The 26460-nt window shown below is 55.4% G+C and carries 24 protein-coding genes; 21 read left to right on the forward strand and 3 right to left on the reverse strand.

The genetic code is table 11. From position 1 onward, the window contains the following. Window positions 1–958: 958 nt before the first annotated feature. The 18 genes from fdhF (at window position 959) to JRF57_04775 (ending at window position 19697) form a co-directional block, all read left to right on the forward strand. On the forward strand, window positions 959–3727 hold the full coding sequence (gene fdhF / locus JRF57_04690) for a formate dehydrogenase subunit alpha (GenBank protein MBW2302992.1): 2769 nt from the start codon (window positions 959–961) through the stop codon (window positions 3725–3727). A 14-nt stretch (window positions 3728–3741) separates the two neighbouring features. Further along, window positions 3742–4245, forward strand: coding sequence for an NADH-quinone oxidoreductase subunit NuoE (nuoE, locus tag JRF57_04695; GenBank protein ID MBW2302993.1), 504 nt, complete (start codon window positions 3742–3744; stop codon window positions 4243–4245). A 16-nt stretch (window positions 4246–4261) separates the two neighbouring features. After that, complete coding sequence (locus tag JRF57_04700) at window positions 4262–4621, forward strand: hypothetical protein (protein MBW2302994.1); 360 nt, start codon at window positions 4262–4264, stop codon at window positions 4619–4621. 19 nt (window positions 4622–4640) lie between these two features. After that, window positions 4641–5090, forward strand: coding sequence for an ATP-binding protein (locus tag JRF57_04705; protein ID MBW2302995.1), 450 nt, complete (start codon window positions 4641–4643; stop codon window positions 5088–5090). Further along, window positions 5068–6369, forward strand: a complete 1302-nt coding sequence (locus JRF57_04710; GenBank protein MBW2302996.1) for a 4Fe-4S dicluster domain-containing protein — start codon at window positions 5068–5070, stop codon at window positions 6367–6369. Before JRF57_04705 ends, JRF57_04710 begins: the two co-directional genes overlap by 23 nt. Further along, window positions 6359–6706 carry a serine kinase gene (locus tag JRF57_04715; protein ID MBW2302997.1) on the forward strand — a complete coding sequence of 116 codons (348 nt, stop codon included), beginning with the start codon at window positions 6359–6361 and terminating at the stop codon, window positions 6704–6706. The genes JRF57_04710 and JRF57_04715 overlap by 11 nt, the downstream gene beginning before the upstream one ends. After that, on the forward strand, window positions 6703–7452 hold the full coding sequence (locus tag JRF57_04720) for a PHP domain-containing protein (GenBank protein MBW2302998.1): 750 nt from the start codon (window positions 6703–6705) through the stop codon (window positions 7450–7452). The genes JRF57_04715 and JRF57_04720 overlap by 4 nt, the downstream gene beginning before the upstream one ends. Next, window positions 7440–8015 (forward strand): ATP-binding protein, encoded by a 576-nt coding sequence (locus JRF57_04725; protein MBW2302999.1) that lies wholly within the window; start codon window positions 7440–7442, stop codon window positions 8013–8015. Before JRF57_04720 ends, JRF57_04725 begins: the two co-directional genes overlap by 13 nt. A 106-nt stretch (window positions 8016–8121) precedes the next feature. Continuing rightward, entirely contained in the window at window positions 8122–8532 is a 411-nt protein-coding gene (locus tag JRF57_04730) for a (2Fe-2S) ferredoxin domain-containing protein (protein ID MBW2303000.1), read from the forward strand. Window positions 8533–8766: 234 nt separating this feature from the next. Continuing rightward, window positions 8767–10593 carry an NADH-quinone oxidoreductase subunit NuoF gene (gene nuoF, locus JRF57_04735; protein ID MBW2303001.1) on the forward strand — a complete coding sequence of 609 codons (1827 nt, stop codon included), beginning with the start codon at window positions 8767–8769 and terminating at the stop codon, window positions 10591–10593. A 112-nt stretch (window positions 10594–10705) separates the two neighbouring features. Continuing rightward, the gene (locus JRF57_04740; protein MBW2303002.1) at window positions 10706–12661 is read left to right on the forward strand and encodes a FecR domain-containing protein; all 1956 of its coding nucleotides are present in this window, start codon (window positions 10706–10708) and stop codon (window positions 12659–12661) included. 334 nt (window positions 12662–12995) lie between these two features. Further along, window positions 12996–13370 (forward strand): cytochrome c3 family protein, encoded by a 375-nt coding sequence (locus JRF57_04745; GenBank protein MBW2303003.1) that lies wholly within the window; start codon window positions 12996–12998, stop codon window positions 13368–13370. A 69-nt stretch (window positions 13371–13439) separates the two neighbouring features. Next, a complete protein-coding gene (locus JRF57_04750) occupies window positions 13440–14723 on the forward strand; it encodes a 4Fe-4S dicluster domain-containing protein (protein ID MBW2303004.1) in 1284 nt (427 codons plus the stop codon). Beyond that, complete coding sequence (locus JRF57_04755; GenBank protein ID MBW2303005.1) at window positions 14716–15684, forward strand: RnfABCDGE type electron transport complex subunit D; 969 nt, start codon at window positions 14716–14718, stop codon at window positions 15682–15684. The genes JRF57_04750 and JRF57_04755 overlap by 8 nt, the downstream gene beginning before the upstream one ends. Next, window positions 15677–16261, forward strand: coding sequence for an RnfABCDGE type electron transport complex subunit G (locus tag JRF57_04760; protein MBW2303006.1), 585 nt, complete (start codon window positions 15677–15679; stop codon window positions 16259–16261). The genes JRF57_04755 and JRF57_04760 overlap by 8 nt, the downstream gene beginning before the upstream one ends. Before the next feature lie 22 nt (window positions 16262–16283). Then, window positions 16284–16898 (forward strand): electron transport complex subunit E, encoded by a 615-nt coding sequence (locus JRF57_04765; protein MBW2303007.1) that lies wholly within the window; start codon window positions 16284–16286, stop codon window positions 16896–16898. A 42-nt stretch (window positions 16899–16940) separates the two neighbouring features. After that, complete coding sequence (gene rsxA / locus JRF57_04770; protein ID MBW2303008.1) at window positions 16941–17516, forward strand: electron transport complex subunit RsxA; 576 nt, start codon at window positions 16941–16943, stop codon at window positions 17514–17516. Window positions 17517–17618: 102 nt separating this feature from the next. After that, window positions 17619–19697 carry an FAD-dependent oxidoreductase gene (locus JRF57_04775; protein MBW2303009.1) on the forward strand — a complete coding sequence of 693 codons (2079 nt, stop codon included), beginning with the start codon at window positions 17619–17621 and terminating at the stop codon, window positions 19695–19697. Here JRF57_04775 and JRF57_04780 read toward each other — a convergent pair. Further along, window positions 19660–20121 carry a SoxR reducing system RseC family protein gene (locus JRF57_04780; GenBank protein ID MBW2303010.1) on the reverse strand — a complete coding sequence of 154 codons (462 nt, stop codon included), beginning with the start codon at window positions 20119–20121 and terminating at the stop codon, window positions 19660–19662. The two genes, JRF57_04775 and JRF57_04780, sit on opposite strands and share 38 nt — an antisense overlap. Before the next feature lie 254 nt (window positions 20122–20375). On the opposite strand from JRF57_04780, the gene JRF57_04785 reads away from it, so the two are divergent. Beyond that, window positions 20376–21212 (forward strand): hypothetical protein, encoded by an 837-nt coding sequence (locus JRF57_04785; protein ID MBW2303011.1) that lies wholly within the window; start codon window positions 20376–20378, stop codon window positions 21210–21212. A 37-nt stretch (window positions 21213–21249) separates the two neighbouring features. Here the strand turns inward: JRF57_04785 and JRF57_04790 are convergent, their stop codons facing one another. Together JRF57_04790 and JRF57_04795 are read right to left on the reverse strand one after the other, a co-directional pair. Then, entirely contained in the window at window positions 21250–22221 is a 972-nt protein-coding gene (locus JRF57_04790; GenBank protein MBW2303012.1) for a tRNA 4-thiouridine(8) synthase ThiI, read from the reverse strand. Continuing rightward, complete coding sequence (locus JRF57_04795) at window positions 22222–23163, reverse strand: DnaJ domain-containing protein (GenBank protein ID MBW2303013.1); 942 nt, start codon at window positions 23161–23163, stop codon at window positions 22222–22224. 321 nt (window positions 23164–23484) lie between these two features. Here JRF57_04795 and JRF57_04800 point away from each other — a divergent pair, with 321 nt between their 5' ends. Continuing rightward, window positions 23485–25035 carry a PAS domain S-box protein gene (locus tag JRF57_04800; GenBank protein MBW2303014.1) on the forward strand — a complete coding sequence of 517 codons (1551 nt, stop codon included), beginning with the start codon at window positions 23485–23487 and terminating at the stop codon, window positions 25033–25035. Then, window positions 25013–26392: a sigma-54-dependent Fis family transcriptional regulator gene (locus JRF57_04805; GenBank protein MBW2303015.1), complete on the forward strand. Its 1380-nt coding sequence runs from the start codon at window positions 25013–25015 to the stop codon at window positions 26390–26392. Before JRF57_04800 ends, JRF57_04805 begins: the two co-directional genes overlap by 23 nt. Window positions 26393–26460 lie beyond the last annotated feature (68 nt).

Here is a 26460-nt window from a genome sequence, read left to right on the forward strand (position 1 = left end):
CCCCATGCCCCTCTAATGTGTCTTTGTGGTTGAATTTTTCGTATTGCCTTTGAACAAAATTGAACGTTTTTCAAAGGTCTCTTAGAAAAGGGGCCATCGGCCCCAGCCTGATTCCTCCTTCCAGGCAGAAAAAGACCGAAAACATCAGGCCTTGGCACTCGAGAATTTCAACTGTAACTGACTGACCATCTTGAGCTGGAGTTACAATGGGTGTTTCTCAAAGGCCCGGAAAAAATATTTTTGAAAAAATTTTTTTTTCTGCTATATTTACCGCGCCTCTTCGCTTAACTGCACTCATGTTTATTCCCGTAGTACGAAATTACCCTGCCCAACCGGTATTTCTCGCCGGGAGGGGCGTACGAGGACCTTCTTGCAGGAACCAACCGCCAACCTTGAGTATAAAGCATCCTCGGCGCGAAACCTTTGCAAAACGCATGATTTTATACAATTCCAGCCTCACACTCAAACCGGGGATCCGCCCGAGGGGTATGGAGCCGCTATGGTGCGGACAAATTTTAATGTCACAATTTGGGAATGGGAGAAAATCTCTCCCTCTCAGGCGCAGACTTTAGTTCGTGTCCATCCATAAATGAGAAAATTTATGCAAGGTCAAGGAAGGCGAAAATTTTAACCGCAGGAATACATTGAAGTATTTCGAGGATTAAAATTTGTCCGCGCTTCGCTTGGACACCCCACCCAACGGGCGGGTCCCCGGTTTGAGCCTGACGCAGAGATTGCGAAAATTGGCCATTTATGGATGGACACTAGTTCGATCGTTTTTTTGAGTAGGGGTCAAGGATTCAAGGGGCCCAGGGTTCGAGTGAGAAATCGGGATTTAAGGAAAGATGATTTTCACTTGACCCCTCGCCCCCTAACAAAGGATAGGAGTTACTGCCGGTCGGACCAGGGACCGATTCGGGTAATGAGAACCATTCTGAATTGAATCAGGTACGGAGAGATGGACGGAGAGAAGACAATCTACATCGATGGTCAAGCGTACGGTTTTAAAGACGGTGAAACGATTTTACAGGTTGCGGAGCGAAACGGGATCCATATCCCGACCCTGTGTTACCTGAAGGGGTGTACTCCGACCGGGGCGTGCCGCATCTGTGTGGTGGAAGTGGAAGGGGCCCGTTCCCTCATGGCCGCCTGTGCAACCCCTGCTGAACCCGAAATGAAGGTGAAAACGGAATCGAAAAGGGTGATTGAGGAACGCCGTCTGAATATCGAGCTGCTCCTGGCCTCGGGAAATCACAATTGCCTGGTTCAGGACCTGGATATCGAGTCATGGACGGATTTCCAACTGGACTCCCTGGCTGTCCCCGAACACGAAACCCTGTGTCCCGCGTACGGGGATTGCAGGCTCCAGGAACTGGCCGTTCAGTACCAGGTTCGGTGTAACAGTTTCACGCCTTCGGAAACCAAGTATCCCATCGAAAACGTCAATCCCTTCATTATCCGGGATTTTTCCCGTTGCGTGCTTTGCGGTCGATGCGTGCAGGCCTGTAACGAGGTTCAGGTCAACAACGCCATCAGCTACGGATACCGGGGCACTGAAGGAAAGATCGTTGCCAAAGGAGACAGACCCCTGAAGGATTCGGATTGCGTTTTCTGTGGGGAATGTATCCAGGTTTGCCCTGTCGGGGCGTTGGTGAGCAAGAAGGACCTGGAACTGGGTACCAGGGCGGGCGCGGAACGAAAGGTTCGTACAACGTGCTCCTATTGCGGTGTTGGGTGCCAGATTTATCTGCATGTAAGAGACGGCCGGGTCGTTCGGGTCACGGGTGTGGAGGACGTTGGCCCCAATCATGGGAGCCTTTGTGTGAAGGGCCGTTTCGGTTACGATTTCATCCATGATCCTGAACGGCTCACCAGACCCCTGATCAAGGAGAACGGCGAATTCCGTGAGGCGAGCTGGGAAGAGGCCCTGGATCTGGTGGCCCGTCGCCTTGGAGAAATCAAGACGGCCTCGGGTCCCGACGCCATCGGCGTGCTCACCTCGGCCAGGATCACCAATGAAGAAAATTACGTGGTGCAGAAGTTCGCCCGGGCGGTGCTGGGGACCAATAACGTCGATCACTGTGCCAGGCTCTGACACAGCTCCACGGTGGCCGGTCTGGCCGCCGCCTTTGGAAGCGGAGCAATGACTAATCCTATCGAGGACATTGAGAAGGCCGAGGTTATCCTCATTACTGGCTCCAATACCACCGAAAACCATCCCGTCCTCTCCTCATACGTTAAGCGGGCTGTTGTCCATAAAGGGGCCAAGCTGATCGTCGTGGATCCGCGAAAGATCAACATCACGCGTTTTGCCGCCAAGTGGCTCCGGCCCAACCTTGGAACGGACGTGGCCTGGATCAACGGGATGATGCATGTCATCCTGAAGGAAGGACTCTATCCGGAGGACTATGTCAAGACAAGAACGGTGGGTTTCGAGGACTTGAAAAAGACGGTGGAGAAATACACTCCTCAGTACGTGGAGGAGATCACAGGCATCCCGAAGGAGGATCTCATCGAAGCGGCGCGGATGTATGGTTCCGCCCGAGCCGCCTCCATTCTCTATGCCATGGGGATTACACAGCACATCACCGGCACGGACAACGTCAAGTCCCTGGCCAATTTGGCCATGCTTTGTGGAAACGTGGGGGTGGAAGGCGGCGGTGTCAATCCCCTGCGGGGGCAGAACAACGTCCAGGGGGCCTGCGACATGGGCGGATTGCCCAATGTCTACACGGGCTACCAGAAGGTAGCGGACGAGGCCGTGCGCAAGCGGATGGCGGAGGCCTGGGGGGTCGGGGAACTGCCTGCCGAACCGGGCTTGACCGTTACCCGTATGATGCAGGAGGCCCATGAGGGAAACCTCAAGGCCATGTACATCATAGGGGAGAACCCCATGGTCTCGGACGCTGACCTGAACCATGCCGAAGCCGGGTTGAAAAAACTGGATTTTTTGGTTGTCCAGGATATTTTCCTGACCGAGACGGCCCGGGTGGCCGACGTGGTGTTGCCGTCCGCTTCCTTCGCAGAGAAGGAGGGAACTTTCACCAACACGGAACGCAAGGTTCAGCGCGTCAGAAAGGCCGTTGAAAGCCCGGGAGAGGCCCTGGAAGACTGGCGGATCATCAGCGGGCTGGCCACCCGGATGGGCTATGAGATGACGTACGGGAGCGCCGCCGAGATCATGGAGGAGATTGGACGGGTGACCCCTTCCTATTGCGGCATCGATTTCGGGAGGCTTGAGAAGGACGGCATCCATTGGCCCTGCCCGGCGACCGACCATCCCGGGACACCTTGCCTCCACGTGGATCAGTTTACCTGCGGGCTCGGCGTGTTTCATGCAATCGATTTTAAACCTCCCGCCGAGGTCCCGGACGAGGAATACCCCCTGTACCTCACCACCGGACGCGTGCTTTTCCAGTACCACACGGGGACCATGACCATGAAAACGGACGATCTGAACGTACTCGCTCCCGAATGTTTCGTGGAGATCGCCCGAGCGGATGCCGAGACTTATGGGCTGAAGAGTGGTGATCTCGTAAGGATCGGGTCGAGGCGGGGACAGATCGAGGTCAAGACCCTTGTTTCGGAGAGGGCCGTGCCCGGCACCGTGTTCATCCCCTTCCACTACGTGAAGGCCGCCGCCAACAGGCTGACGAACAACGCCCTCGATCCCATCGCGGGTATACCGGAGTTCAAGGTTTGCGCCGTCAGGATCGAGAAGGCCTAGGAGGAGAAAGACCCATGGGATACAAAGCCGAGATCCTTTCCGCAATCAATCCGGACCTGACCCCTGAAGTGATGGAGAAAGTGGATGAGATCCTGGAACGAAACCGGGGCAAACCGGGGAGCCTGATTCCGGTCCTCGAGGAATGCCAGGGAGTCGTGGGTTATCTCCCCCTTGAACTCCAGGAGTACATTGCAGAGAGCCTCAATATCCCCGGCAGCACGGTCTTTGGGGTCGTCACCTTCTATTCCTTCTTTTCCATGGTGCCGAAAGGGCGGCACACCATCAAGGTTTGCATGGGCACCGCCTGCTACGTCAGGGGAACCAAGAGGATCATGCAGAGGCTCAAGGAGGATTTCGGTCTCGAGGTGGGTCAAACGAGTGATGACCGCAGGTTCACTCTCCAGGCTGTCCGTTGCCTCGGGGCCTGTGGATTGGCACCGGCCGTGGTGATCGACGAAGACACCCACGGAGGGGTCAGGCCGGAGAAGATCGGGAAAATCCTGGAACGCTACCAGTAGAGAAATAGGGGTCGAAGTGAAGCTGTCTGAGATCAGAGATATCCTTAAAGCCACCGTGGTGGTCGGCGAAGACAAGCTGGATATGACCATTGAAAAGGGGGCTGGAACCGACCTGATGAGCGATCTTCTCAGGGGTCCCACCAGCGGGGTGCTCCTGTTGTCGGGCCTCAACAACATTCAGACCATCCGAACCTCCGTGATCGCCGGGGTGGCAGCTTTAGTGCTGGTCAGGAATAAGACCCCGGACCAGGAAATGATCGAGCAGGCGCGGCAGCACGATTTACCGCTTCTTTCGACCCCCTTTACCATGTTTACGGCCTGTGGGAGGCTTTTCAGGCACGGGCTTCGGGGCGTGGAAGACAAATCCCCGAAGTAGGGTGCCTCCTTCATTCGCCATGCCCCAGTTGACAAAGACCTTCCCCATCAAGGCCCGGGATTTCATCAGGGCGGGTGAAGTCTCCATTCAGATCCAAGGTTTGCTTAAGACCATCGGTTTCGAACCCGCTCTGATCAGGCGCGTTTCCATCTGTGCCTATGAATCGGAGATGAACGTGGTCATGCACGGTGGGGATGGGACTTTAACCCTGAACGTGGATCCTTCCGTCATCCTCATCGAAGTGAAGGACGACGGGCCGGGGATTGAAAATATCGAATTGGCCTTCCAGGAGGGGTACAGTACTGCTTCCAAGGAATACAGGGAAATGGGATTCGGCGCGGGCATGGGTCTGCCCAATATCAAGAAAAGCGCTGATACCGTTGAAATCCGTTCCCAAAAAGGCGGGGGCACGTATCTGAAAATGTGCTTCCTGTTGAGCAGGGGCGATGGGCAAGGGACGGGAAAATAACCTGCCGACACACTATGTCCAGATCGATGACAAGCTGTGCAATGGATGCGTTCTTTGCATGAAGGCCTGCCCCACCAAGGCCATCCGGGTAAGGAACGGAAAGGCACGGATCCGGGGCGTCTGTATCGACTGCGGGGAATGTATCCGCGCCTGCCCGAGGGGGGCTGTCAAGGCGATCACGACCGTACAGGACGCCGCCAGGATGAAGCCTTACACCATTCTCAGCTCTTCACCGGTCCTTTACACCCAGTTCGGGGAAGAGGTCACACCCAACGACATCCTCCTGGCCCTCCGGAAGGTTTTCAGACATGTTTACGATCAGGCCTATGTAAACGAATTGTTCAACGTGGCCACCGAATTTTACATCCGGGAAAGGCGGGAAACGGAAGAGGAAGGATGGCCCTTGATTTCACCGATCTGCCCGGTGGTTAACCGGCTGATCGCCTATCGTTTTCCTCAGCTCTTCAAGAATATTTTGCCTCTCATCCCGCCGCGGGAGATCGCCGCCCGGGAAGTGAGACGCCGTCTTTATTGCGAGTCCGTCTTCAAGACCGAGGAATTCGGCATCTATCACCTCTCTCCCTGCTCGGCGAAGATGATCTCCATTAAGGAACCCCTGTTTTTGAACTCTTCTTATCTGGACGGGGCCCTCGGGATCAACGAGGTATACGAGGAGATCAAGAAATTTATTGGGAAAGACAACAGTAACATCATGATCCACAGATCAGGGGGTGTCGGGATCTGGTGGGGGATGTCCGGTGGGGAGATCGCCGGCCTGGACAGCGGGAAGTACCTCGCGGTCTCTGGTATGCCGGAAACCATCAAGTACCTGGAAATGATCGAAATGGGCCTCCTCGGAAATATCGAGTACGTGGAGTTTCGGGCATGTTCAGAGGGGTGCATCGGGGGACCAATGACGGCGGTGGACAAGTACGAGGCCAAGCACGTTCTGCAAAAACTGGTCCGAACTTACGGGGTCCGGAAAAAAGTGGACTATTCCCAGGCCCGGAAGGCCTACCGGGAAGGCTGGTTTTTGGCGGACCGCAAAACCGATATCCCCCCGCATCGATCCGGGACTCTCTCAATCTCCGAGGCCATTCAGAGACAGGAGCGGGTGGAAGAAGTTTACCGTCTGCTTCCCAAGAAGGAATGCGGGATCTGTGGAAGTCCCGATTGTCGTACCTTTGCGGAGGATGTGGTGGACGGGGAAGCCGATTTGGACGACTGCCCCATCCACAAAAGCAGGGACAGAAAGGTGAAGATCGTACATGAAGGCTAGAGAACTCATCAGGCTTTTTGAATTGGAAACAGCGGCAGGGGAAAAGGGGTTGGATCGGGAGATCGAGGCCGGGTACTGCGGGGACCTGCTCAGCGATGTAATGGCCAATGCCCCACGCGGGGCGGTGTGGCTCACGGTTCAATCCCACCAGAACATCGTTGCGGTGGCTGTCCTCAGGGAGATGGCGGCCGTCATCCTGGTCAACGGGCGCCCTCCGGATGAAGAGACCAAGGCGAAGGCCGAGGAAGAAGGGATCCCCATTTTCGTGACTTCCCGGGGGGCTTACGAGATGGCCGGGCTCCTTTACAAGGCCGGGATCAGCGGAAATATCGGGTGAGACGTTTCAAGGCGGACCTCCATATCCATTCCTGCCTCTCCCCCTGTGGGGATCTGGACATGAGCCCCAGGGGGATAGTGGAGGCGAGTCTTCAGAAGGGACTGGACCTGATCGCCCTTTGTGATCATAATACGGCCGAAAATGTGGGGGCCGTCATCCGGGCGGGGAAGGAACGGGGCCTGTGGGTCCTTCCCGGGATGGAGGTCAACTCTTACGAGGAGGTTCATTCTTTGGCCTTATTTGACCGGGAAGCACAGGTTCTGGAAATGCAGACGTTCGTTTATAACCACCTGCAGGGAACCAATCGCCCCGAACTTTTCGGCGAGCAGGTGGTGGCCAACGAGTTCGACGAGGTTGAAGGATTTAATGACCGGCTGTTGATCGGGGCAACGGGAATCCGGTTGGTTGACATCATTAATAAAGTCCATCGCCTGGGAGGACTTTGCATCGCCTCCCATGTGGACCGGCCCAGCTATAGTGTCGTAAGCCAACTGGGCTTCATATCACCTGGGCTGGAATTTGACGCACTCGAGGTTTCGCCCAGGACGGACCTGGAAAAGGCACGAAAGGATATTCCAGGGGCTGCGGATTACCCCTTGGTGACATTCTCGGACGCCCACTTCCTTAAGGATATCGGCGGGGTCTGCACGGAATTCCTCCTTGATCACCCCGGGATCGAGGAGATTCGGATGGCCTTGAAACAGGAGCAAGGGAGGGGCATTGTGGAGGGGCCTTGCGGGAACTAGCCCTTCATATCATGGATATTATTGAGAACGGCATCAATGCCGGGGCGGGCCTGATCCGGTTGAATATTCAGGAAGATCGAAGGAAGAATCGACTTCGGATTACCATACAGGACAACGGACGCGGTATTCCCAGGGAGATCCTGGACAAAGTGACCGATCCCTTTTTCACCACCCGGACCGCCCGCAGGGTGGGACTCGGGCTCTCGTTATTCCGGGAGGCCAGCAAACGGTGCGGGGGAGAGTTCAAGATCGATTCCAGGCCCGGTGAGGGTACGACCGTGGAGGCCACGTTTCAAATGGACCATATTGATCTGGCCCCCATGGGGGATCTCACCGGGGCCCTGACCACCCTGATGATGGGAAGCCCGGAGGTGGATTTCCTTTACACCCATGAAATCGATGGAAGGCGGTTCGTCCTGGATACGAGGGAGATCAGGGAAACTCTGGATGGGGTCCCCCTGAATAATGCCCGGATCCTGAAGTTTATTTCCGATATGATCGAAGGGGGAGTCGAGGAGATAAGAGGGCTGCAAGAAAAAGGGGGAGAAGGGATCGAGGACTGAGCCCGGGGCAGCATCCCTGCCGCCTTTCAGCGGTCGTGGGAGAGGACCCGGGTTCAGGATGCAGGGAAAATACGGCAAGAACGGTTGATAGTGGGGAGGAGACGTCATGGCCAAACTGACCATCGAGGACCTCAAGAGAATCAAAGAGCAGGTTAAAAAGGATACGGCCCTGCGGGAGGGCGGCGCCACGGTGAAGATCACGGTTCACATGGGGACTTGCGGGATCGCCGCCGGAGCAAGGGAGGTGATGGACGCCCTATTGCAGGAAATGGCGGAGACGGACCGGCAGGATATCCGGGTGGTCACCTCGGGGTGCATGGGGATGTGCAGCAGCGAGCCCAACGTGACGGTGGAGGTGCAAGGACACGACCCTGTGGTTTATCAAGGGATGGACGCTAATAAGATGCGGCAGGTCTTCAAACGACATGTATTGCTGGGGGAAGTTCAGACCGACTTCGCGTTGGCCAGGATGAAAGAAGAATCCCCTGAGGAGGGGTCTGCTGAACAGGAGACGTAGGAAGGAAATCGGGAAACGGGGTTTTTCAGGTAAGGGTTAACCGGCGACTCTCTCGGGCATTGACTCGAAAACTCAGCGGCCGGGAGGGCGTATTGTTGTAAAAAACTCACTTATCTCGAAGGGTTGGAGAATTCAAAAGGGAAAAACGGTGATCGGCGAGAGCAAAAAGGACCGATGGGCCGGACGTGGTTTTAGGTATCATGGCAATTCAAGGCACGGACTAAGGAGAATCCTATGAGCACTTACCGAACCCACCTCCTCCTTTGCGGGGGAACGGCGTGTCACGCCACCGGGAGCCAGGCAGTCAAGGAAGCTCTGCTGAAAGAAATCGCAAAGCAGGGCCTGGAAAAGGAAGTACGGGTGATTGAAACCGGCTGTAACGGCTTCTGCGCCCAGGGACCCGTTATGGTAGTCCAACCGGAAGGCATCTTTTACCAGAAGCTCACTCCCAAGGATATCCCTTACCTCGTGGAGGAACACTTCCTAAAGGGCCGTCCCGTGGAGAGACTTTTCTACGTGGAGCCGGCCTCTTCCGAGACCATACCGGGCATGAACGAAATCCCCTTCTTTTCACGCCAGGTCTTGAGGGTCTTGAGAAACAAGGGGGCCATTGATCCTGAAAAGATAGATGAATACATCGCCCGGGACGGGTATCTCGGCACCGCAAAGGCCCTCCTGGAGATGACGCCCGATGAGATCATCGCCGAGCTGGAAAAATCCGGGTTGAGGGGGCGCGGCGGGGCCGGATTCCCCACCTATCTCAAGTGGAAGTTCGCCAAGGCCTCTCCCGGAGAAGTCAAATACATGCTTTGCAACGCCGACGAAGGAGACCCCGGTGCCTTTATGGATCGAAGCGTACTGGAGGCGGATCCCCATGCCGTGCTGGAGGGCATGATCATCGGGGCCAAGACCATCGGTGCCCACTATGGATACATTTACTGTCGTGCGGAATACCCTCTCGCCCTTCGGCGTCTTGACATCGCCATCTCGCAGGCAAGGGAGTACGGCCTCCTGGGAAAAGATATCCTGGGAAGCGGTTTTGATTTCGACCTGGAGGTTTACCAGGGGGCCGGGGCCTTTGTCTGCGGCGAGGAGACGGCCCTCATGCATTCCATCGAGGGAAAGAGGGGCATGCCGAGACCCAGGCCGCCTTTCCCGGCCCAGCAGGGGCTGTGGAAAAGACCGAGTGTGCTGAACAACGTGGAGACCCTTGCCAACGTGCCCCAGATCATCCTGAAGGGTGGAGACTGGTATGCAAGTGTCGGAACGGAGGGGAGCAAGGGGACCAAGGTGTTCGCCCTCAGCGGGGACGTGATTAATATCGGCCTGGTAGAAGTGCCCATGGGGATCACCCTCAGGGACATCATTTTCGAGATCGGGGGGGGGATCCCCGACGGCAAAAAGTTTAAGGCGGTACAGCTGGGTGGCCCCTCGGGCGGATGCGTGCCCGAACATCTCCTGGATACGCCCACTGACTACGAGGCGATTTCCAAGGTAGGGGCCATCATGGGTTCGGGCGGCATGATCGTCATGGATGAGGAGACCTGCATGGTCGATATGGCCCGTTTCTTCATCGATTTCTGCAAGGAAGAATCTTGCGGGAAGTGCACTCCCTGCAGGGAGGGCACCAAGAGGATGCTGGAAATCCTGGAGAGGATCACCGAAGGGAAGGGGGAAATCGAGGATATCGAACGGTTGGAGGAGTTGAGCCGGTTCGTCAAGGATTCCGCACTCTGCGGACTTGGACAGACGGCTCCCAACCCGGTGCTCTCCACGATCCGATATTTCAGGGAGGAATACGAGGCCCATATCCTCGAGGGGCGTTGTCCCGCCCTTGTGTGCCAGGCTTTGATCACCTATTCCATTGACACGGAGGCATGTAAGTCCTGCGGTCTTTGCAAGAAGAATTGCCCGGCAGAGGCTATAACGGGCTCCAAGAAACCACCCGAGCCCTTTGTGATCCATGAGGAAAAGTGTATCCATTGCGGGGTGTGCTTCAGTGGATGCCCCTTCGACGCCATAAAAAAGAGCTCGGGGAGCAAGGTGGCCCGGGCGGCTTAGGGGGGATGATTCCCGGAAGTCTTTGCGGGACGGCTGAAGCCTTTTCCCTGTCCCCCGGGGGCAAAGCGCCCCTGATCCCGGGACAGGTCTTCATTGAACCCGGAGGAAGGGTGTGTTGATTCGCATAGAGCGGTTCTGCTGCCTTTTCATCGCATGTCTGGCTTTATCGGCGGTTGCCTCGGCGTGGATGCCCTCTGAGGCCAATGGACAGGTCCGGCGGGGAAAGGCCGTCCCTGCCCATCGACTCCCGGAATCATTGAGGACGCTTGAGATCAAAGACTTCTACGTGCCCGGGGACCTGAAAGCGGTGGGGCGTATTCAACGCATGAGCGGGACCGTAGTGGTGGTCCATGAACCATCGAAGAAGGCTTACTTTGGTGCGGCTGGAGACCTGATACATGAAAAGGACACCATCATAACCCTACCTGATTCCCGGTGCCGGATCTCTTTTTCCGGTGATGACGTGGTGGCCATGGCCCCCGACACCCGTTTCAGCGTAGAGCTTTACCGGGAGCAGGAGATGGAGGGAAAACGGTCTTTTTTCAGTATGTTGAAGGGTAAGGCCATGTTTTATGCCCTTCGCCTTTTCAGGTACAGGGACACCCGGTTCAGGGTGAAGACTCCTACGGCCATCGTGGGGGTCAGGGGGACCAAGTTCGGGATTCATGTTTACTGGGTTGAAGAGCGGCGGGCCGATGGGGCAGGGATCAGGATAGCAGACCGCAGGGACAATGCGGACCTCTATTTGGCCCAGGCCGGTTCCGAGGAGGGCGGGATAAAGAGTTATACAGACTGTTTTTCGGAGGACGGCATCCTGGATGTAAACGGAAGGATCGTTCATCCCGGCGAGATGTTCAAGGGGGACACAGGACTCGTAGTTCCCACGCCGCCGGAGTATATCAGGGCCTTTGAGGCCGAGACCGAGGTGGCCCCGGAAGGGGAAGGCGTTTCGGGCGGTGAGGGTGAAGGTAAGAAGGAGGGCGAAGCCGAGGCCGGTAAGGGCGGCCAGCAGGAAGGTGAGGGTGAAGGGAAGGATGAATCTTCCGAGGGGGGCGTAGCAGCCATGGATAGCGGTGGGGCCACGACACCTGAGGATTTCTCTGAATTTGCCGGTAAACAGGCCGAAACCACCCAACAGGAGGTAGCAACCGAGACAGAGGCCGAACAGGATATTTCCAATGGAAAAATCATCAGGGAGGTGGGCGGTATCGCCCTGCTCCTGGCAAATGCCGCAGGCCAGTTATGGACCGGGACGGACAAGGGCCCCTTATACCATTCCAGTGAGCCCAACTATTTTCGGTCTTCCGGGGGAGCGGATTCCTTTACGGCATACGAAGACAGGCACGAAAACAATTCCGCTTATAAGCTGGTAGCCGATGAGACGGATGCCTCCGGTTCCAGGATCCACGTGAACACCTTTGACTGGGGCACAGGGGGCAATCTGGCTTTGACCTCCCCTCATGATTTCGATTACCACCTGGGTGGGCGTTACTATGACGCGGAGGGGAACGAATACCTGGAGTGGGGATGGTGGGAGGATTCATCCGCAACAGACAAGGGTTTATTGGGAGAGGGATCAGGATTACAGTACTTTGCAGCCGGGGCCAAGATCTGGCACATCGAGGGAAAACAGACCCATCCGGATTATATCGATTACTTGCAGGGACAAGGGGCGAGCTACAAGTATACGGGCGAAGTCAAAGGGGTTTTCGGGGACAGTTCGGCGAGTTTCTCGCCTCCGACGGTGGTAACAGGGACCTTTAGTTGTGATGTCAATTTTCAGTTCCGGGCCGTATCCAACTTCGAACTCGATGCGAGCGGCGGCACTGCACCGGTGGTCAATGTGAACCTGAGCGACGGGAGCGGGACCATTGAAAGCGACGGAACCTTTGACCTTGAGAACTTTTCAGGAACCATCGGTCCCGGCAGCGGCCATTCTGTTTCTTCGACTCAGACCGGTGGGGGCGGGACCTTTTTCGGGAAAAAGGCCGAGGGAATAGGGGGTATGTGGCACGCCCATGATGGGTCCGATTACTGGGCCGTGGGTGAGTTCCATGGCAAGAGGTGAATGGGTTCAGGGGAACTGACAGGCCGAACCGCTTAATCCCTTGTCAAAACCCGGAGAGTGTGTTAAAGAATCGGACCGAAATTCCGGAGCGAGCAGAAGTCAAGGGTGATTTTGGCCCTGAAACGCCCGAAAGCCGATTATATCAAAAGGTTGGAGCGCTTGCTCCTGTGGCTTTTCCGGGAAAGGGATTCTTCGGGACCCCGGCTGAAGGGGCCCCCGATTCATTCGAAGGGAACGCGGAGCTTGGGCGAAAGAGGGCATGTTTTTTGAGGTCTAGGTGAAAGGCTGCGGAGGCTAAAATCCATTTAGTACATGAATGATGAGGAAACAGGAGATGGGAGTCAGAAAAGAACAGATTGTTGCTTATTGGATTGCAGGCATCTTTTTCGTGATCGGAGTGGTATGTTATGCCGCCTTTCCTGAAAAGGCTCCCGAACAGCCCGTACGGATCATGTTCAAGAGCACGGGCGGAAAGGTTCTCTTCAGCCACAAGGTCCATACCTCTGACGAAGGATATGGGATCGAATGTATGGATTGCCATCACGACCTTGAAGAGGAGGGGGACCTTCCGGCCGCCTGTGGAGAGTGTCATGAGCCCGACAGCGAGGACCCGATGAAGAGGTCGGATGCCTTACATACCCAGTGCATCGGTTGCCACAAGGAGGAAGGGGGCGGACCGGTGGATTGCAATGAGTGCCACATGCTCTAAAAGAAATTTCCGGTATCCTGTCCAAGAAGGAGCGCATACGTTCCCTTTCTTCATGAGGAGGTTGTTGAGATGATCAAAAGATCATTTTTCGGTCTGATCAAACCCAAAATGACCTTGCCGGTAACAGCAGGAGAAAAGAGGACATTGATCGAATCTCTTCCCCTGCCGAAAAAGGCGGTACTGTTGTTGGACCCGGAAAAGACCGGTGAGGTGGAACTCACCGTGAAATCCGGTGACACCGTGCGAACGGGGCAGAAGATCGGGGTTGACAAGGACGGGTTTTATCTCGTTTCTCCGGTGACCGGGACGGTCACGGCCCTTGGCCGACAGGCCGGACACCTCGGCCAGGTATACCAGTCGATCACGGTGGAGGTGGCCGAGGAGGATCAGTGGGATGAGGAATTCAGCGCTGCAGCAGGAGAATCAGGCCGGGAGAGTATCCTGCCTTTCCTGGGCATCCTTCCCGGGGCCGCTGATTTCAGGAACTTTCTGAATCCCGGGCATTCTTACGATACGGTCATCATCAGCGCCATGGAACAGGATCTGATGGTGGAGACCAGCCGCTATGTCCTGAAACATCAGGCCAAGGACGTCAAGGAGGGAATCGAAGTCCTGAAGGAGATTCGGCCTGCCGGCCGGTATGTCTTGGTCGCCCCCCCTGACCTCCTTTCCTTGACGGCTCGCTCAGGAGCGGAAGGCCAGACAGTTGATCCGGTTTACCCCAATAACCTGCCGGGGATGATAGTCAGGAAGGTCATGGGAAAAGCGGTCCCTGCAGGGAAGCGTTTCGAAGAGGCGGGCGTCGGATACCTCAACGTTGAGGCGGTCGCCGCCCTGGGGAGGGTCTTCAGGGACCGGACTCCACAACTTGACAAGGTGATCACGGTGATCCGGAAGGACAAGACGACCCAGATGATCAAGGTGCGTATGGGCACGCCGGTGGGAGAAATCCTCGGACCTATGGGTATCGAGGCGAACCACGGGGATCGGATCGTCTTCGGGGGCCCCATGAGAGGTCCGACGGTCTTCTCAGAAGACCTCCCGGTCTCGGCGGACACGGATGCCGTAATGGTCCAGGACAAGGCGGAACTCCTCCCTTATGTGGACAACCATTGCGTTAATTGCGGAGAGTGTGTGAGAATCTGCCCGGCCAAGATTCCGGTCAACATGCTTATTCGGTTGCTTCAGAGCGGTCTCTTCGAGGAAGCCGCTGATCGCTATGACCTCTTTTCCTGCATAGAATGCGGATTGTGCAGTTTCGTCTGTATCGCGCGAATCCCTATCTTTCAGTATATCATGCTCGGGAAATACGAATACGACAGGATGAAAGGAGCGGAGGAATCCAATGGCTAGCCAGAAGCTGTTCGTCGGTTCATACGCACCCCATTGGCATGATGGAAGCAGCCTGCGGGAAAGACATCTTCATATAATGCTGGCCTGTCTGCCCGCGGTGATCCTCGGCATCGCTCAATACGGAATCCCGGCCTTCAGGGTCGTCCTTTTTTCCGTTTCCTGCGCCATGCTGTGGGAACTCCTCATGAACAAGGCCATGAGCCGACCCGTAACCATCGGTGATGGAAACGCCGCCTTGATAGGAATGGTGTTCGCCATGCTCCTTCCCGCCACGACTCCCTGGTGGATGGTCGTCGTGGGAACCTTTGTGGCGATTGTGATCGGAAAGCAGATCTGGGGCGGAATGGGGTGCAATCCCTGTAACCCGGTCCTGGTGGCCGTCGCCATCTTGATGCTTTCCTGGCACGACCGCCTGGATTTCAATGCAGCTCTGGTGAACTATGATTTTGGATTCACTGTGGAGCATCCCCTGACTGCTTTGAAATACCTTGGACCCTCCGTGGTGGATAACTACAATTTCTCGGATCTCTTCCTCGGTCAGCAGGTGGGAGGAATCGGCACCGCCTTCGCCCTCGGACTTATCCTGGGGGGCGTCTACTTGATCTTGAGAGGCTTTGTCCGTTGGGAAATATCCTTGTCCTTTCTCCTGGGACTTGTTATCACCGCTTCGATTTTCCACGGTGCAAATCCCGAGAAGTATGCAGGTCCCCTGTTTCATGTCCTGACGGGGTATACCCTGATTGCGACCTTCTTCCTGTTGCCGGAGGAATCTTCCTCCCCGGTCAACTTCGTACCCATGCTGCTTTACGGGGCGATGGCCGGGGTCCTGACCGTGCTTATACGCAATATCGGCTTCTTCGTGGATGGTGTGGTCTTCGCGGTGTTACTCGTGAATCTGGCCAACCCGTTGCTCGACAGGATCAGACCCAAAGCCATGGGAAGGGAGATCGAACATGCGTGAAATGATAAAACTCTTCGTTGTGATCGTCCTATTCAGCATTGTTTCCGGGGGCGGTCTGGCGGCCCTGAGGGGAGCGACCAAGGACCGCATCGAGATGCAGCAGTTGAAGTTCGTAAAGGGCCCGACTCTTGCTAAAATCCTGAAAGGGTGTGAGAACGACTATCTCGCAGATCGATTCAAGATCGCCGACGGAGAAGTTCAGAGGGACTTTTTCGTGGGTAAGTTTAATGGAAAGCGTAATGTCGTAGCCTTTGAGGCCTTTGGAAAGGGGTTCGGAGGAGACATCGGAGTGATCGTCGCCGTCAATGTGGAGACCGATAAAATCGTCGGGGTGGGGATCACCACCCACAGCGAAACCCCGGGCCTCGGGGCCAGGATAAAGACCGAAGAAGCCTTTACAGCACAGTTCAAGGGTATGTCCATCAAGGAACCTTTCAAGGTCAAGGCGGACGGCGGACAGGTGGATGCCATCAGCGGCGCCACGGTGTCCTCGAGGGGGGTTTGCGGCGCCATGGTCAAGCTGGGCGAGATTTATACACGTTTGAAGGACCAGATCGTCGAGAAATTAAAAGCATAGAGATCGAGGGAGACAAGGGACTATGGCAAAGAGCGTCGTACAGGAATTTACAAAGGGGTTGTGGGCTGAGATTCCCCCGTTTCGACTGGTTCTCGGGCTTTGCCCAACCCTGGCCGTCACCAAGAGCGTGGAAAACGGTTTTGGTATGGGAGTGGCCACTACCTTCGTACTCGTCTGCTCCAATATATTGATTTCTCTTTTAAGGAGTGTCGTGCCCAAGAGGGTGAGGATCGCCTGCTACATCGTCGTCATAGCAACCTTCGTGACCGTGGTGGAACTCCTCATGCAGGCCTTCGCCTATCCACTGTTTCTGCAACTGGGTATCTTCATTCCCCTCATAGTCGTGAACTGCATCCTCCTGGGACGGGCCGAGGCCTTCGCCTCCAAGAACGGCGTTGTGGCCTCACTGGCGGACGGCCTGGGGATCGGGATCGGTTTCACCCTTTCCCTTACCGCCCTTTCCCTGTTCCGGGAGGTGCTCGGGAAAGGGAGCCTGACCCTGCCTTTCGGGATTGCGTCCTTCACCGATATATTCGGGGCTTCCTATCAGCCTTTCTCTTTCCTGGTTGAGGCCCCCGGGGCTTTTGTCTGTCTGGGATTGATGCTGTGCATCATGAATATGCTGGGCAAGAAGTAAGGGAGTTATTACTCTTTCTCATACAAGGTAAGGAGACATTCGATGGGCGATTACCTGTTATTGGGCATTAGTTGTATTTTTGTCAACAACATCCTTTTGATGCAGTACCTTGGGAACTGCCCCTTCCTGGGTGTATCGAAAAAGATGGAAACGGCCGTAGGAATGGCTATGGCCGTCATCTTCGTGCTGGTGATGGCGGGGACCATCACCTGGGTCACGGAGCATCTCCTTCTTCGACCCTTTGGGTTCGAATTCCTCCGGACCCTGGCTTTTATCCTGGTCATCGCCTCCCTGGTTCAATTCGTAGAGATGTTCCTGAAGAAGAGCATACCGGCCCTTTATGCCGGCCTGGGAATCTTCCTTCCTCTGATTACTACCAATTGCGCGGTGATGGGCGTGTGCCTCATCAACATCAAGGAGGAGTACAGCTTCCTCCAGGCCCTTGTCGCCTCATTCAGTTACGCCGTCGGGTTCGGGCTTGCCCTGGTCCTGTTCGCCGGTGTCAGGGAACGCATCCTATTGGCCAGGGTTCCCAAACCCCTCCAGGATACTTCCATCGGCCTGGTTGGCGCCGGCTTGATGTCCCTCGCGTTTTTCGCCTTCAAGGGGATGGTCTAGTCCATCCATGTTTAAAAGGGATTGTTGCCGCCCGTCCTTTACGGCGGGAGGCCGGAAGCTGAAAGGCCCTTTTATCAGACTCGAAACAGGAGGCACTCGATGATACTTGGCGGGATTCTCATCATGGGAGCGGTCGGCGCCGTGGTGGGCGTGGGTTTGGCCCTGGCGTCAAAGATATTCTATGTTTACGTGGATCCCAAGATCGAAGCCGTAGAGGAGGCCCTGCCGGGCGCCAATTGCGGTGGTTGCGGTTACCCGGGTTGCAGCGCCAATGCTGTGGCTATTGTTGAAGGAAGGGCCTCCGCATCCTCTTGTGTGGCAGGAGGACCCGAGATCGCCGCCGAAATCGCTGAAATCATGGGTGTGAAATTGGAAGCCCGGGAGCCCGATATCGCGAGGCCGGGGTGCCGATACGGTTATGAGGATGCGGATCTGAAGTACCTGTACGACGGAATCCCGGACTGCCGCGCCATGGCGTTGCTGAAGGGCGGGTCAAAGGTATGTCCCATCGGATGCCTGGGAATGGGGACCTGTGTACGCGCCTGCCCCTTTGGTGCCCTTTCCATGGGGCCGGATCATCTGCCCGTTGTGGATCCGGAGAAATGCACCGGATGCGGGACCTGTGAGAGGGTCTGCCCGAAGCATATCATCACCCTTTCCTCCTATACGCGGAGGATGCAGAAAGAATACACCACCGACGATTGCACGGCGCCCTGCCAGAGGGCGTGCCCCGCGGGAATCGATATTCCTTCCTACATCCGGGAGATCAGGGAGGGGCGTTACCTGGAAGCGATTCGAGTCATCAAGGAGACCAATCCCTTCCCCGCGGTTTGCGGCCGGATCTGCGTGCACCCCTGCGAATATGAATGCAGGCGGAACCTGGTGGATGAGCCTGTGGCCATCAATCATCTCAAACGCTTCGCCGCGGATTATGAGATGAAGTCCGGCGAACGGGTCCAGATTCCCAGGGCCCCGGAAACAGGGCGAAAGATCGCCGTCGTGGGTGGTGGTGCAGAGGGACTTACCGCGGCCTACTTCTTGAACCGACTTGGTCACGATGCCTCGGTGTATGAGGCCACCTCGAGGCTCGGGGGCTTGCTACACTCAGGGATTCCGGAGAACCGCTTACCGCGGGATATCCTGGAATACGAGATCAACGGAATTCTGGATGCGGGCGTACAGGCGTACACCAACAGGAAACTGGGTCGGGATTTCACAATCGATTCGCTTTTCAAAGAAGGTTATGAAGCCGTCCTCGTGGCCATCGGCGGATGGGATACCCAGATGAGTGTCAAGGAAAGGGAGGCGGCCCCGTCCACCAAGGCCCTGCCCGGTGTGCGGTTCCTATTGGATTTCCTGCTGGACGTAAGGGCTGGAAGGGATCCCGGTGTGGGGGAAAACGTGATGATCGTGGGGGGAGGAAAGGCGGCGCTGGAGGCTGCCAGGCATTCTCTCCAGGCGGGCGCAAAGGTGGTCAACATCGTATCCCGGAAGGGAAGGGATGAGTGGCCTCTGGACCGGGTGGAGCTGGAAAAATTGGAGAGGGAGGAAGGGATTCGGTTCTTTTTTGAGGCCGCACTCACTCGGATGATGGGGGAAGGCCCAGCCTTGAAGCAGGTGGAAATCACCAGCACCCACGCACAGGGTGAAGAGAAAGAAGACATGAATGAATTGATCCCGGTGGATACCTTACTCACCGGGGCCGGCCGTTTTCCTGAGTTGATCTACGTTCCCCGGCGGACCGAAGAAGAAAGTGCTTCCCGGCCCGAAGGGCCCGTTTCCTGGGAAACCGTGGTCCCTTATGCGAGCCCCTTCGCCATGGAAGATATCGGAATCTTTCGGCCCGGTGAGGCCTCCGTGGATTACAAGGCGGTGGTGGAGGCCATCGGAATGGGTAGAAGATCCGCAGGCTCCCTACATAAGTACTTGAATGGGGAGGCCGTGGAAGCGCCGGACAATATGCTCCGGAGATTCACTCCTGTCCTCAACATAGAGAGCCTGGAACCGGTGAAGGAGACCCCCAGGGAGCCCATGCCTGAACTGCCCAAGGAAGAGCAGATCGCGGATCCATCAGCGGAGATCGCTCTCGGTTACTCTGAAGAACAAGCCAGGCGGGAGGCTGAACGCTGCCTCCAATGTGGACTCATCTGTTACCGTCGGGTGGGCGGGAATCCGCACTAGTCACGATCCTCAAAAGCCGGGGAGAGTATTCCATCTTTCCCCGAATCCTTCGATCCATCCATTTCAATCCGAGGAAACTGATCCCCATGGCCGAAAGGCCCCCGATAACAGAAGGCAGGGTGACGTCCCTGGAAGCGGTCTGTGCCCAGTAATTTCCCAGAAAGGCACCGGCAAGCAGCATCAAGATGGGGCCGAGATAGACGATGAGGGAAAGTTTGAGCAGGGCCCTGGTGGGCACGGCAATTTCCACCAGGTCTCCCTCTTTTGCCTGAAGGGTGTTTGGAACTTTGACCTGCATCTCCCTGTTTTCTAACGTGTGGCATTGATCCCGGGATTGACAAGTCGCACAGTGAGAGCTCTGTTGAATCCTGACGAAAATGTTTCGCTCATCAGCCTGTTCGACCCGGCCGCGTTCCTTTTCCATGCCAACCCCCTTCCATTTATCGTCCCTCTGTTGAAATGGGAGAGAATCCTTTAACTCAAAAGCCATTCCGAACCGGATTCACCATTGATTGTAAAAAAGCATATCACATGTGGGGAAACCAGGCCAGTTAAAGCGCTTCTCAGCCATTTATAAAATCGAAAGTGGTGGAGAGGGGGAAACCGGTATGATATATTCCAATCCATGGAAGACCATTGAAAAAGGTCTGAACCTGGAACTGACAGGTTGATTGCGAGATGGATAACCATATCCCCGATGCCATGACGATCCTCAAGGAGATGTGGGATCAAGTGCTCCTGCTGAGCGTGGGAAACGCTTACCTTTGTGAGGAGCGTTTCCTGCCCGAATTGGGCCGGAAACTCGAGGCCCGGGCCGAAGATCTTCGCAGGGCGATTGCTTCATTGGAAAAGCGGTTTCCCGGGAAATTCACCGATAAGGTTCCCACCGAAGATTTTCTTCAGAGAATTCAAGATACCGCAAGGAGGATGCAGGACCCTGACCGGGAGATCCTGGCCCGGTGTACCGTTGGTGATGTAGGTCGAGAGTTGGAAGCGGATCTCAGATCCCTGAAAGAAGCGGTTCAAACCATTCAGGACCGGGTGGAAGGTGTGGCCCCGACCTATTCACGGGGAGAATCGCTGAAAAATGTCTTTAGTTCGCTTCGAGCCGCCGGATCATGGCTCTCCCTGTTTCTAAAACTCGCGGCCGTCACCGCCCTCCTGGTTGTTTGCGTGTTCATGGCGCTATACCTGACCATGGAAAGGCCCGGCAGCCTTAAGGATCGGATCTCAAAGGACGAGAAAAGGATCCAGGTCCTTCGCGGAGTTATTGATGAGACGGCCCGGGAAAAAGAATCCCTTGATCAACGGATCGATACCCTCAGCTCCGGTGAGATGACCCGGGAAGCCAAGGTCAAGGCAATGGAGCTGGAGGTCAGAATACTTGAGTTGGAAAAAAGGATCCGGGACGTGGAAGCTGAAATCATTTCACTTGAGTCCCGCATAAGGGAAAACCGTGAACGGCTCGAAATCCTACGCAAAAAACCTTTCATCCGTCGCCTGTTAAGGCTGTGATTATCCGTTTTCAAGGGAACAGGTCCCACAAGGTGGGTTAAATCAGGTAGTTTTTGAACTCCTCTTTCTTCCGTGCCCTTGCTGAAACCACACTGTTTTTTCCCCTTCCCTCAATCCTGATTTCTGCTTCTCCTCCTTCATCGACATCACTGTATGAGGCCGCAAGAGATGCCGCAAGGGTTACGGCTTCCCCGGGGAGATCACCCGGGGCCAGGACCGTGGGGCCTGGGCAGGATGTTGATTTCAGAATCAGGTCCCCAGGGGTGGCCAGGTTCTGGATGGCCTGGTTCTCCCGTTGGTTCCTGCCAACGATGAATTTTATTCCTGGGGAAACTCTAAAGTGTCGTCCGACTTTAAGGAGTTCGATTTCCCGGACATCGACTTCATCCGAGTCGGTGAAAAGATCTTTGAGACGATTCGAAAACCCCTTGTCCGTCAGAAGACACCCCCCGGCTGGTGAAGGGTAGTCCTTGATGCCGAATTTCTCGGCCAGGGCCATCTGTGGTTTCCTGGATCGACCCGAGAGGTTCAGAAGTCGCTCCCGGTCCACCCATCCTTCCCTTTCCGGAGTTGTCATGGGCAAGCGTTTGGCCGAAAGCGGGCGAAGCAGAATACCGCCGCATTCACTTTCGGCCTCCACGATGTCAAGGGCCTTGCGATTTTGGGACATAGGCCTTTGGCCGAGGACTTCACCCGTAATAATGAAATTAGCCCCTTCCCCTTCCAGGAGTTCGCCCGCGCAACGAATCATCAGGGCATGGCAGTCGATGCAAGGGTTCATGTTTTCACCATACCCGTGCTTGGGGTTTCGCACGATCTCCAGATGGCGTTCCGTAATGTCGACTACTTTGAGGGGGAGTCGGATTTCCGCGGCAGATTTTTTCGCACGTTCCGGAGAGAAGAAAGGTGTTTCAAAAAAAAGGGCCTGGACCATGATCCCTTGGGCTCGTACTATCGAGGAAGCAAGCATGCTGTCCAGGCCGCCTGAAAACACACACAGGGCTTTCATTTATAATCCAGCCTCCGCCAGTTCCCGGATCAGGGCCCGTTGCTTTCTGTCGAGTTTTCTTGGAACGGCGATTGAAATCTCAACATAGGCGTCACCCCTTCCGGTCCCTTTCATATGTGGCATTCCGTACCCCTTGAGCCTGAACCTTGCCCTGCTCTGGGTGCCCGGGGGAATTTTGAGTCTCAAAGTTTTCCCGTCTATCGTAGGTACCTCGATCTCGGTTCCAAGGACGGCCTCTGAAAACTTGATCTCCCTGGTTATGATGAGATCATCACCCTCCCGTTTAAAGAGGGGGTGATCCAGGACCTTGATGTGTATATAAACGTCGCCCCTGGGCCCACCATACAACCCGGGTTGCCCTTGCCCTCTCAACCTGAGTTTTTTCCCCGTCGAGATTCCTGCCGGGATCTTTACCGAGAGCCTGTCAATGGGGGAGCCCGGCTGGGAGGGGATTGTCTTTTGGGTTGTGGTGGCCGCTTCTTCCAGCGTAATGGTCAACTCGTAATTGACATCCTGTCCCTTTATGGGACGGTGGTGACTTTCGAAACCACCGAAGCCGGTTCCGAAACGGCCGCTTTCCCTGAAGGCGTTCTGTCCTCCTCCACCGAAAATATGGCTGAAGATGCTTTGGGCCCTTCCACCGCCTCCGAAACCGAATTCCCTGAAGATGCTGGAAAAATCGAAATCACTGAAAATATCCTCTTGCGTGAAGCGCTGCTGGAAACCATCGGCCCCGAACATGTCATATTGTTTCTTTTTCTCAGGGTCACTCAAGACGGCATAGGCCTCGCTGATTTCCTTGAACCTTTCTTCGGCATCCTTTTTGTCCTTGTTTCGGTCAGGGTGGTATTTCAGGGCGAGCTTTCGATAGGCCTTCTTGATTTCATCTTGAGAGGCCGACCTTGATACGCCCAATATCTTGTAATAGTCCTTTCCCCCCATAGGCCGAATTTCCCCTCTTTGGATTGGTTTTCTGAAATCGACATTAATTCTAAGCACTTCTGAAAGGAAGTCAAGGCGGAAACCAGTGAGGGCTTCCTTGATCATGGGGCATCAAAGAAAGGGTAAGGTGCGGAAACTTGACGGGTTATTCCAATCCCCGTATAGTAACCTCGTTCCATTCCTTTTGGGTCCTCTCTGTCCAGGGAAAGGGAGGGAAAAGTCCAAGTCTTCGAAATCTTGTCCAGGTTCGCGCCTTGAGGGCAGGAAACCTTGTCCCGGGTAACCATCCTGAACCGTTTAACGTGTGGCCGGGAGGCTCGGATGGTGGGTTTCAGCCTCTCTGATTTTCATCAACGCAATCGTGAGAAGATCATCCTTGAATGGGTCAACAGACTCCAAACGGAGATGGGGGATCAGTACGCCCTTCGGCCGAGGGAAGAACTCATAGGAACGGTCTCAGAGGCCCTGGAGGCCAATGATCGGGTTATCAACCACGGGGATTACGGCCCCATCGACCGATTCATCGAAAAAATCACCCGAATGCGTCTGGGGGCGGGGTTTCTTTTATCCGACGTCCAGAAGGCCTTCGAGTGTTATCGAGATATAGTGATCCCCATGCTTGCCCGGGAAAGCTTCATGATGGAGGAATACTGCGACCTGGTCGTCCGCATTAATAAATGCCTGGCCCATACCATTCACCGGTTCAGTGATTTTTTCCAGGAAATGCATGAGAAAAAGATCCTGGAACACAATCGGCGCCTGGAAGAAGAGGTCAGGGCCAGGACGGCCCAGCTCCGGGAGTCCGAGCTGAGATACAAGACCCTGGTGGAAGAGATCAACGATGGATACTTCGTCATCCAGGACGAGGTGATCGTTTTTGCCAACAAGGCTTATTGCAGAATGCACGGGTATTCCCTGGAAGAGGTGCTGGGGAGAAAATACCATGAGTTTGTGGATCCCAGGGATGTGGAAAAAGTGGTTTCCATCTACCGGAAGAGTTTTCATGAGGGATCGGCCCCAAGTGTTTTCGAGTACCTTCGCAGGAACAAGGATGGAAAGAGTTTCCCAACGGAAATTACAGCGAAATTAACCCATTACGAAGGTAAGATCTCAAACCTGGGGCTCTGCAGGGATATCAGCCGAAGGGTGGAGATGGAGATGAGAATGCGGGAGGCGGAGAAAATGGCCTATATCGGAGAGATCACGACCTCCCTTTCCCACGAAATCCGCAATCCCCTTTCCGCCGTCAAGATGAACCTTCAAATAATCAAGAGGAACGCCAAACTCAAGGGCAACGATCAGCGGCGCATCGATATCTCGGCGAGAGAAGTGATGCGCCTGGAACGCACCCTCACGGAGTTGCTGGATTTCGCCAAGCCCCTGGAGCTACACTTAGTCCCTTGCAAGGTCAATGACGTCTTGAACTCATGCGTGGAACTGCTCGAAACGAAATTCGGTGAAAATGGACTCATCCCCATCGTCAGGCATGATCCGGACTTGCCCGAGATCTCGTGTGACGGGGAAAAGCTGGGACAGGCCCTCATCAACCTGCTCCTCAATGCGATTGAAGCCTCTCCCGAAGGAGGGAGAATATTTGTTACAACCCGGTACCGCCCGGAGAGAAAACCTTCGGGTGTCGAGTTGTTCATCGAGGACGAGGGACCCGGGATATCGAGCAGTTGCCTGCCGGAGATATTCAAGCCCTTTTTTACCACCAAGAGCCGGGGAACCGGTCTGGGCCTCAGTAACGTGAAGCGGATCATGGAAAGTCATGGAGGGGAGGTGACGGTCGTGAACCGTAATCCCCATGGTGCCTCATTCAGGGTTTTTCTCCCCGAAGGATCAGGGTATGGCAAAAGTACTTCTTGTTGATGATGAGGATTCCATCCTGGAATCCCTCGAAATGTTCCTTTCGGAGAAAGGCCATGAGGTCTACAAGGCCTCATGCGGAGGGGATGGAATTGAAATTTTCTCCAGGGTCGTGCCTGATGTGGTCATCCTGGATATCCGGCTTCCGGACATGGACGGGATTGAAGTACTAAACAGGCTCCAGGGAAAAGGCGCTCCCGCAAAGGTAATCATGATGACGGCGTTTCATGACATGGAGACGACGGTACAGGCCATGAAGGGCGGGGCCTACGATTATATCCACAAGCCCCTGGACGTGGACGAGATCGAGAAGTCCGTCAATCGGGCCCTTCATCTCCTGGAGGTTGATCGCAAGACCCCGTCACCTGGAGGTGAAAGAGCAGCGGACGACGAAGTGATCATCGGCAAGAGCGAGAAGATGCGGGAGATCTTCAAAATGATCGGTCTCCTTTGCCGAAACAGGGCCACAGTTCTCATCCAGGGGGAAACGGGAACAGGCAAGGAACTGATCGCCCGGGCTATCCATAAGAACAGTTCCTTCGCCGACCAACCCTTCGTCACCCTTGATTGCGCGGCCGCTGTCGAGACCTTGCTTGAAAGCGAACTCTTCGGCCATGAGTCAGGGGCCTTTACGGGTGCGAATCGCTTGAAGAAGGGCAAAATTGAACTGGCTGGATCCGGCACCCTGTTTCTGGACGAAGTCGGGGAACTCCCTCCTTACCTCCAGGGGAAGTTCCTCGGGTTTCTTCAGCGAAAAGAGTACATGCGTATCGGAGGTCAACAGGCCCTGCGCTCGAAGTGCCGTATCATCGCCGCAACCAACAAAGACCTGGCCGAACGGGTCCGGCGGGGGGACTTTCGAGAAGACCTGTTTTTCCGCTTGCGCGTTGTAACCATTCAAGTCCCGCCCTTGAGGGATCGACTCGAGGATATCCCGGCACTCGCCGACCACTTTCTCCAGAAGATCGGCAAGGAGCTGGGAACGGGAGTCTGTAAGCTTCAGAAGGGTACGGTTGAAAGGCTTATGAGACACCCCTGGAACGGTAACGTGCGGGAACTCGAGAACGTTCTTGTTGAGGCCGTGGTGAAGGCCCATGGCAAAGTCATCCTGGTGGAGGAAATTGAACGGATTTTGCAGTTGAATCACAATCTTCCGGCCAGTGGGCTTGCTTCCTTCTCTTTGCTCAACGTGGAGAAGGAGCACATCGAGAACACCCTCCGCCGCATGGGATGGAACCGGACCCGGGCGGCTCGTGCCTTGGGCATCTCTCTCCCCACCCTAAGGAGTAAGATTCGAAAATACGGGATTGAACCACCCCTGGTTTCCTCGTCTCCCCTGAAGGGGAACATGACCTCCTAAGCGGTACCTCACCAGATCGCCACTTATTTTCCTTATCCCATCGGTCAAATGAAGTCCATGGTCTACGC

The sequence above is a fragment of the Deltaproteobacteria bacterium genome, from assembly GCA_019310525.1.
Lineage (GTDB): Bacteria > Desulfobacterota > DSM-4660 > Desulfatiglandales > HGW-15 > JAFDEE01.